Origin of the sequence: Pleomorphomonas sp. JP5 (assembly GCF_023721815.1) — a bacterium.
Lineage (GTDB): Bacteria > Pseudomonadota > Alphaproteobacteria > Rhizobiales > Pleomorphomonadaceae > Pleomorphomonas.
The window spans coordinates 123,062-131,459 of the sequence record NZ_JAMDLI010000004.1; the positions used below are offsets into that span (position 1 = coordinate 123,062).

At 61.9% G+C, this 8,398-nt stretch carries 8 protein-coding genes, 2 rRNA genes and 1 other annotated feature; of the genes, 7 read left to right on the top strand and 3 right to left on the bottom strand.

Annotated features, from left to right (window positions below; all coding sequences use genetic code 11):
* The first annotated feature begins 239 nt into the window (after positions 1–239).
* From petA to M4J40_RS04850, 6 genes are all read left to right on the top strand, one after another.
* Complete coding sequence (gene petA / locus M4J40_RS04825) at positions 240–803, top strand: ubiquinol-cytochrome c reductase iron-sulfur subunit (RefSeq protein ID WP_251752547.1); 564 nt, start codon at positions 240–242, stop codon at positions 801–803.
* 24 nt (positions 804–827) lie between these two features.
* On the top strand, positions 828–2,105 hold the full coding sequence (locus M4J40_RS04830) for a cytochrome b/b6 (RefSeq protein ID WP_251752549.1): 1,278 nt from the start codon (positions 828–830) through the stop codon (positions 2,103–2,105).
* Between the two features lie 20 nt (positions 2,106–2,125).
* Entirely contained in the window at positions 2,126–2,983 is an 858-nt protein-coding gene (locus tag M4J40_RS04835) for a cytochrome c1 (protein WP_251752550.1), read from the top strand.
* Positions 2,984–3,264: 281 nt separating this feature from the next.
* On the top strand, positions 3,265–4,212 hold the full coding sequence (locus M4J40_RS04840) for a DUF3829 domain-containing protein (RefSeq protein ID WP_251752551.1): 948 nt from the start codon (positions 3,265–3,267) through the stop codon (positions 4,210–4,212).
* A 271-nt stretch (positions 4,213–4,483) separates the two neighbouring features.
* A complete protein-coding gene (locus M4J40_RS04845; protein ID WP_251752553.1) occupies positions 4,484–5,011 on the top strand; it encodes an adenine phosphoribosyltransferase in 528 nt (175 codons plus the stop codon).
* 55 nt (positions 5,012–5,066) lie between these two features.
* Entirely contained in the window at positions 5,067–5,756 is a 690-nt protein-coding gene (locus M4J40_RS04850) for a pentapeptide repeat-containing protein (RefSeq protein WP_251752554.1), read from the top strand.
* 6 nt (positions 5,757–5,762) lie between these two features.
* Here the strand turns inward: M4J40_RS04850 and M4J40_RS04855 are convergent, their stop codons facing one another.
* On the bottom strand, positions 5,763–6,497 hold the full coding sequence (locus M4J40_RS04855) for a Crp/Fnr family transcriptional regulator (protein WP_251752556.1): 735 nt from the start codon (positions 6,495–6,497) through the stop codon (positions 5,763–5,765).
* Positions 6,498–6,640: 143 nt separating this feature from the next.
* Between M4J40_RS04855 and M4J40_RS04860 the strand changes: the two genes are divergently transcribed.
* Positions 6,641–7,021 (top strand): response regulator, encoded by a 381-nt coding sequence (locus M4J40_RS04860; protein ID WP_251752558.1) that lies wholly within the window; start codon positions 6,641–6,643, stop codon positions 7,019–7,021.
* Between the two features lie 228 nt (positions 7,022–7,249).
* Here M4J40_RS04860 and rrf read toward each other — a convergent pair.
* Both rrf and M4J40_RS04870 read right to left on the bottom strand, forming a co-directional pair.
* Positions 7,250–7,365, bottom strand: a 5S ribosomal RNA gene (rrf, locus tag M4J40_RS04865).
* A gap of 300 nt (positions 7,366–7,665) precedes the next feature.
* Positions 7,666–7,751: a sequence feature (5S ribosomal RNA rRNA prediction is too short), on the bottom strand.
* A 132-nt stretch (positions 7,752–7,883) separates the two neighbouring features.
* Positions 7,884–8,398: ribosomal RNA gene (locus M4J40_RS04870) — 23S ribosomal RNA — on the bottom strand; the annotation flags it as partial.

Genomic DNA, 8,398 nt, shown 5'->3' on the forward strand with positions numbered 1-8,398 from the left:
AAATCAGACCAAATTCTCAAGCGCACCAACTGGACAACGCTCGGCGTTGATGCATAAAGGGGGCCGGAAAGGCATCCGTAGCAAGGCGTAGTCGCGTCCGCGCCGGAAGCCGTGCAAGTTGTTGAACCTCTTTTCTTCAACCTCGCATCGATGCCGCGGACGGGGTGGCGACGACGAGGTTGATGAAGCGGCCGCCAGCCGACCCTTGGCGACCGCTCCCCGCGCGAAAGGAAGCGATCTTGGCTGAGAGCGATACACCGGCAGAACCAACCCGCCGCGATTTCCTCCTGCACGCCGCCGGTGCTTTCGGCGTGGTCGGCGTTGCCGCCGCGGCCTGGCCGTTCGTCGACCAGATGAACCCCGACGCCTCCACCCGTGCGATGGCGTCGGTCGAGGTCGACATTTCCGGCGTCCAGCCGGGCCAGGCGATCACGGTCATGTGGCGCGGCAAGCCGGTGGTGATCCGCAACCGCACCGAGAAGGAAATCGAGGAAGGCAAGGCGGTCAAGCTCGACGAGCTCAAGGACCCGCTGGCCCGCAATGCCAACGCCGATGCCTCCGCCGACGCCACCGACGCCAACCGCGCCGCGACCGGCAAGGAGAACATCCTCGTCATGACCAAGGTCTGCACCCATCTCGGCTGCATTCCGCTCGACGAGTCCGGCGAGTTCGGCGGCTGGTTTTGCCCCTGCCACGGCTCGGTCTACGACACCGCAGGCCGCATCCGTAAGGGCCCGGCGCCGGAAAATCTGCCCATCCCGCCCTACGCCTTCCTTACCGACACCAAGATCCGCATCGGCTGATCGCCCTTCCCGACGAGGTATTCCATGTCCGGTCATTCGACCTATGTTCCGAGAACGGCCATCGGGAAGTGGTTCGAGGCGCGTCTTCCGATCGTCCGCCTCCTGCACGACACCGCCGTCTCCTATCCGACGCCGCGCAACCTGAACGCTCTCTGGACCTTCGGCGGCATCCTCGCCATGATGCTGGTGGTGCAGATCGTCACCGGCATCGTGCTGGCCATGCACTACGCCGCCGAGAGCCACGTCGCCTTCCGCTCCGTCGAGAGCATCATGCGCGACGTCAACTGGGGCTGGCTGATCCGCTATCTCCACGCCAACGGCGCGTCGATGTTCTTCATCGCCGTCTACATCCACATCTTCCGCGGCCTCTACTACGGCTCCTACAAGGCCCCGCGCGAGATCCTGTGGATCCTCGGCGTCATCATCTACCTTCTCATGATGGCCGCCGCCTTCATGGGTTACGTGCTGCCCTGGGGCCAGATGTCCTTCTGGGGCGCCACCGTCATCACCAACTTCTTCACCGCGCTTCCCATCGTCGGTCAGCCGATCCAGACGCTCTTGATCGGCGGCTTCTCGGTGGACAACGCCACGCTCAACCGCTTCTTCTCGCTGCACTACCTCCTGCCGTTCCTGATCGCCGGCGTCGTGGTGCTGCACGTCTGGGCGCTGCACGTGGTCGGCCAGAACAACCCGCTCGGCATCGACGTCAAGAGCGAGAAGGACACCGTGCCCTTCACGCCCTTCGCGACCTCCAAGGACGTGATGTGGATCGTGCTGTTCATGATCTTCTACGGCTGGTTCGTCTTCTATCAGCCGAACTTCCTGGGCCACCCGGACAACTACATCGAGGCCAACCCGCTGGCGACGCCGGCCCACATCGTGCCCGAATGGTACTTCCTGCCGTTCTACGCGATCCTCCGCGCCATCGACTTCAACATCGGCCCGATCGATAGCAAGCTCGGCGGCGTGCTCGCCATGTTCGGCGCCATCGCCGTCCTGGCCTTCCTGCCCTGGCTCGACACCTCCAAAGTGCGCTCGGGCCGCTTCCGGCCGATCTTCAAGGTCGCCTTCTGGGTGTTCGGCGTCAACGCGCTGTTCCTCGGCTACCTCGGCTCGGTGAAGACCGACGACATCATCGGCGGCATGCAGGCGGTCAGCTGGGCCAAGCTCAGCACCCTCTACTACTTCGCCTACTTCCTGGTGATCCTGCCTGTGCTCGGCTACATCGAGAAGCCGAAGCCTTTGCCAGTGTCGATCAACGACGCCATCCTGGCGAAATCGGCTGCCAGTTCCGCCCATTGAGCGCCCGACGGAGAGAAATCATGACTGCCAAGATGATCCGTTGGGCCGCCGCAGCTCTCGCCGCCGGCATTGCCCTCACCACCACCGTTGCGTCTGCCGAGGAAAAGGCACAGGAGTTCCCGCTCTTGAAGCCGACCCGTCAGGAATGGTCGTTCGCCGGCATCTTCGGCCGCTACGACCAAGCCCAGCTACAGCGCGGCTATCAGGTGTACAAGGACGTCTGCTCGTCCTGCCACTCGATGAAGCTCGTCAAGTTCCGCAACCTCGCCGACGAGGGCGGACCGGGCTTCTCAGAGGACGCGGTGAAGGTGCTCGCGGCCACCTACGCCATCGAGGACGGCCCCAACGACGTCGGCGAGATGTTCGAGCGGCCGCGCCTGCCGTCCGATCCGTTCCCCTCGCCCTTTGCCAACGACAACGCGGCCCGCGCCGCCAACGGTGGCGCCCTGCCGCCCGACATGTCGCTGCTGGCCAAGGCGCGCGCCGTCCATCGCGGCTTCCCCTGGTTCGTCTTCGACATGTTCTGGCCTTACCAGGAGCAGGGCCCGGACTACATCGCCTCGCTGCTCACCGGCTACCAGGACCCGCCGGAAGGCGTGGAGGTGCCCGAAGGCACCTACTACAACCCGCACTTCATCAACGGCATCTCCCTGCGCATGCCGCCGCCCCTCGACGACGACCTCGTCGAATATTCCGACGGTACGCCGCAGACCAAGGAGCAGTATGCTCAGGACGTCTCGGCCTTCCTGATGTGGGCGGCCGAGCCGCACCTCGACGCCCGCAAGGAGCTGGGCCTCAAGGTGATGCTTTACCTGATCATCTTCGCCGGCATCCTCTACTTCGTGAAGCGGCAGGTCTGGCGCGGCGTTCCGCACTGATCGCTTGCGACACAATAGCAACTTAAGGGCCCGTCAGCGGGCCCTTTTTTTTTGTGTCAGCTCCCGAGGGAAGGACACGAAACCGGCGTTATCCACTCCGGATTTCTGCGATCTCGAGCCGACTTCACATAATCAACGCAAAGTCCGCATCGAATGTCTCCGGGCGCGCTGCCCGAAAAGATTCGCCATGCGCGGGAACCAATGAGGGTGCGCTCCATTATCTCTTCCGGAGGACTAAGTCCGCCGAACATCACATGTCGATAAAGAGAGAAAACGTGCGTTTGAACATTCTTTCCGCTGGCATTCTTTTGACCAGCATCGTGGTACTTTCCGCCTGCAACGATCAGAAATCCTCGTCGGAACAGCAAACCCAATCCTCTGCCGACCAGCAGGAAATCGCCAAATTCAACGCGTATGTCGAGGTAGCGAATAGCCTGAACACCCCCTTCGCCAAAACGCTTTCCGACCATCAGCAATATATCGAGCCCAAACTGAAGTCTGGCGAGAAACTGGACAGTTACTCCGTCGCCTACCCGTTTACCCTCAACCAGACGAAGCAGAAGCTGACCAAAGCGATCGCGTTGCCCCATGCGATGCCGGAAATCGACGGGCCGGCAAAGAGCTTCGAGGACGCGTTGAGCAAGTTTCAGCCGATCAATACCGAGTTGAGCAATTACGCCGACTCGAAAGGCTATCTTGCCGACGGCGGCAAGAAAGCGCGCGAGCAAGACGACGCCTATGTCTCCACCCTGACCGAGGTGGTGAAGGCCGAGGAAGCCTTCCTGACCGGCATCGAAAAGCAGGACGAGATCAACACGCGGGAGGCTTTCGACAAGGCGCAGAAGGACACGCAGGACTATTTCCGCGCAGGACTGATCCTTTACGCCAAACAGGCTCTCCGGCTGTCGTACGCGGTCTTTCAGACAGCAGGGTCCAAGGAGACCGTCGCCCCATTTCGCGCTCGCCTCGATCAGGCCGCCGCCATGGCCGACGGCTGGGGCAAGAAGATCGTTGAAGCCGACCCGAACGGCTGCCCCTACATAATGAACGCGGTCAACGACTTTGTCGCCGAGGGTCGGCAGGTCGTCAGTGATGCCGAGGCTGGCAAATATGTCAAAAAGGCCGATGACATCAACTTCAACATCCTCGATCCAATCGGGCGCGGCCAAGCGGCCCTTAGCACCCGCTACAACAACATGATCAACGTCTTCAATAACCCGCACTGCTAAAGAGGAACTCGACCGGAACGGAGAGGCGATCGGCAAGACGCTCCCTCCGAACGGAGGGGCGTCCTCCCTTCCGCCAAAGACGGCCAGAGGCCACCTCCGAAATCGGATCGGATGAACGCGCCATGTGAATGGCCGAGTGCGCGTTCGATGCTTGGGAAAGTTGCCTTGCTATCCTCGCTTTGCCGACAAAGCAGGGATAGCCGGCCGAAGTGGTTGCGGCCAGGGCCCTCGTTGTCTAGAACGGGCCGTAACTTCTTCGGGAAGCCCTTCCATGAATCTGGCCGACACCATTCGCGCGATCCCCGACTATCCCAAGCCGGGCATCATCTTCCGCGACATCACCACCCTCCTCGGCAATGCCCGGGCCTTCCGTCGCACCGTCGACGAACTGGTTCAGCCCTGGGCGGGCGGCAAGATCGACAAGGTGGCCGGCATCGAGGCGCGCGGCTTCATCCTGGGCGGCGCCGTCGCCCACCAGCTCAGCGCCGGCTTCGTGCCGATCCGCAAGAAGGGCAAGCTGCCGCACGAGACGGTGTCGATGGTCTACAGCCTGGAATACGGCGTCGACGAGATCGAGATGCACAAGGATGCCATCCTGCCCGGCGAGCGCGTCCTGCTGGTCGACGACCTGATCGCCACCGGCGGCACGGCCAGCGCCGCCGCCAAGCTGATCCGCCAGATGGGTGGCGAGATCGAGGCGGCCTGCTTCATCGTCGACCTGCCGGCCCTTGGCGGCGCCGACAAGCTTCGCGCTCTCAACGTCAACGTTCGCACGCTGATCGCCTTCGACGGCGAATGACCGATCCGGCCTTGCGTGGCCGCCTCACCGGTCGCGACGCAGGGCAGTCCATCTCATGACCGACATTCCGACCATCGATCTTACCGGCCAATCCGTCGATCAGGCGGGGCTCAACCGCCTGCTTGCCGGCGACGGGCCGCGCCGCCTTGTCGGCGCCGATCTCGACGGCCTCGTCTTCGGAGAGGTCGAGCTTGGGGGATGGCAGTTCGACGGGTGCAACCTCGCTCACTGCAAGCTCGTCCGCACCCGGCTCGCCGATAGCCGGTGGGCGGCCTGCAAGGCCGCCTTCGCCGATTTCAGCCGCGCCGATCTCGTCGACGCCGAGATCGTCTCGTCGGACTTCAACAATGCCCGCTTCCGGCAGACGGTGCTGACCTCCGCCGCCTTTCGCCGCAGCAAGCTGACCGGCGCCGATTTCACCGATGCCCGCACCGTCGATCTTCAGCTCGAGGAAGTTCTGGCCGTCGATGCGCGGCTGCCGAAAGTCTCCTTCCGCGACCAGACGCTCAAGCAGGTAGATCTCTCCGGCGCCCTGCTCGAAGGGGCCGATTTCCGTGGCGTGGTGTTTGAAGACAGCAGCCTGCGCGACGCCCAGCTCATCCGCGCCCGCTTCGAGGGGGCCGACCTGCGCGGAGCGGATCTCGGCGGCATCCGCCTCGGCGACGCGGCGCATTTCCGGGGCGCCATCATCTCCCGCGCCCAGGCGACCGAGCTCCTGAAGGAACTCGGCCTCAGGGTGCTGTAGTCGCCCTCACACCTCGGGGTAAACGCCCGTCAGTACCGTGTCGAAATGGCTCCGGACGACGTCGTTGCAGGCGCAGGCCATCGACGCGAGATTGTCGTGATCGAGAACCGTCAGGCGGCCCCTCTGGGTATCGACCACCCCTTCCGCCTTGAAGCGGCCGATGACGCGCGTGGTGTAGCTGCGACCGACGCCGAGCAACCCGGCCAGCTGGTCCTGGGTCAGCGTCAACTCGTCGGAGCCGGTGCGCTCGCTGGCGGCGACCAGCCAGCGCGCCGCCCGCTGCTGAATGCTGTGGGCTGCGTTGCAGGCGCTGGCCTGGAACACCTGGGCGAGAAGACAATCGGCATAGCGATTGAACAGGGAGTCGATGGTCGGCTCCTCGGCCTTGAGGGCCTCGAGCTCGCTGAGCGATATCCGGACGAACGTCCCTCCGAACAGCACCACGGCCAGCGCGAAGGCCGGCAGGTGACCTCGACTGACGATGCCGCCGACGGCCCCCTCGCGACCGATCAGGGCGGTCTCCACCTCGCGCCCATCGCCGAAGGTGACGCGATAGGACGCCATCGCCTTGCCGATCGGGAAATAGGCCCACTCCACCCGGTTGCCGGGCGTCTGTAGCATGCGCCCGACCTCGCCGGTCCATGGCTGAAGACGCGAAACCAGTCGTTCCCACTCCCGGGGGCGCAGTGCATCTATGAGATTGTTGCCTGTCTTGCCCTCGAACGTCGAAATCGCCGCCATACGTTTTCCTACCGACGTAAAAAAAACGAAAGACCTTCGCCCTGTGTTCAGTATTGGACATACAGAGCGGTCCCTCGCCAGTAGAATCCATAGGCTCAAAGCCGGAATAATTTCAAGCGGCTATGGAAATGCGAGGTGGATACATGATCGGCGGCAAGCGAATTCTCGTCCTGGAGGATGAGCCGCTGATTGCCATGGACCTCGAAGATCTCCTGATCTCCAAGGGGTTCACGGTCGTCGGCCCCTTCTCGACCTCCGCAGCCGCCCTGGAATGCCTCGACGAGGGAAAACCCCAGGCGGCGCTGCTGGACATTTACCTCTTCAACAGCACCTCCTTCGACGTCGCCCGCGAGCTGCGGCGCCGAGGCATACGCTACGCCTTCATGACGGGGCTGATGGCGTCGGATGTGGTGCCCGCCGATCTCGCGGGATCGCCGATCATCCTGAAGCCCTATAACGAGAGAGAGCTGATGGCCTTCCTGACGGCCGAGCTGTCCGACGAAGCGCCTCACGTGACGGGGTGAGGCTTCCCACCCCAGCACGGCGAGCCGGTCGCCGCTCCCCTTCACTGCCCGATATAAGGAGCGCTTGCGGCTCTACGCGATCAATTCGGTTTTGCTTAGTCTAAGTTGATTGAACGCAAACAGCCCTCCGGAGATTTCTCTCTCGGAGGGCTGTTTTGTGTTGTTTGTTTGTGTTTGTGAAGAGTTTATGTCGTGTGGATTTGTCTCTTATAGTCTTGCACTTTGCAGGCCTGGCAGCGACCTACTCTCCCGCGTCTTAAGACGGAGTACCATTGGCGCTGGGGAGTTTCACGGCCGAGTTCGGGATGGGATCGGGTGCATTTCTCCCCGCCATGACCACCAGGCCGGCGAAGGGCAAGAGCTCGGCTTTCCCTTGCGGGGAGAGCTGAGCGAAGAGATTGGTCTTTGGCGGCTTTATGGGCTGGATCGTGATGTTGTGTCTTGTTCATCCTTTTGGATGGACAGGGATAATGAGAGCGATGAAGCCGATCGAGCTATTAGTACCGGTAAGCTTCACGCATTGCTGCGCTTCCACACCCGGCCTATCAACGTGGTGGTCTTCCACGGCTCTGATAGGGAGCACTGGTTTTGAGGTTCGTTTCCCGCTTAGATGCCTTCAGCGGTTATCGAGTCCATACGTAGCTACCCTGCAATGCCATTGGCGCTGGGGAGTTTCACGGCCGAGTTCGGGATGGGATCGGGTGCATTTCTCCCCGCCATGACCACCAGGCCGGCGAAGGGCAAGAGCTCGACTTTCCCTTGTGGGGAGAGCTGAGCGAAGAGATTGGTCTTTGGCGGCTTTATGGGCCGGATCGTGATGTTGTGTCTTGTTCATCCTGTTGGATGGACAGGGATAATGAGAGCGATGAAGCCGATCGAGCTATTAGTACCGGTAAGCTTCACGCATTGCTGCGCTTCCACACCCGGCCTATCGACGTGGTGGTCTACCACGGCTCTGATAGGGAGCACTGGTTTTGAGGTTCGTTTCCCGCTTAGATGCCTTCAGCGGTTATCGAGTCCATACGTAGCTACCCTGCAATGCAAGGCTCCGCGCCGACGCCCGACACCGCCGTCCGTAAGGAAAAGACCAACGCCAGAAACGAACTCAGAACTGGATAATTCCTGGGGGCAACGTCAGGCTCTACGCGATCAATTCGGCTTTGCTTAGTGTAGGTTGCTTGACGCAAACAGCCCTCCGGAGATTTCTCTCTCGGAGGGCTGTTTTGTGTTGTTTGTTCGTTTGTGTTTGTGAAGAGTTTGTCGTGTGGATTTGTCTCTAATGGTCTTGCACTTTGCAGGCCTGGCAGCGACCTACTCTCCCGCGTCTTAAGACGGAGTACCATTGGCGCTGGGGAGTTTCACGGCCGAGTTCGGGAT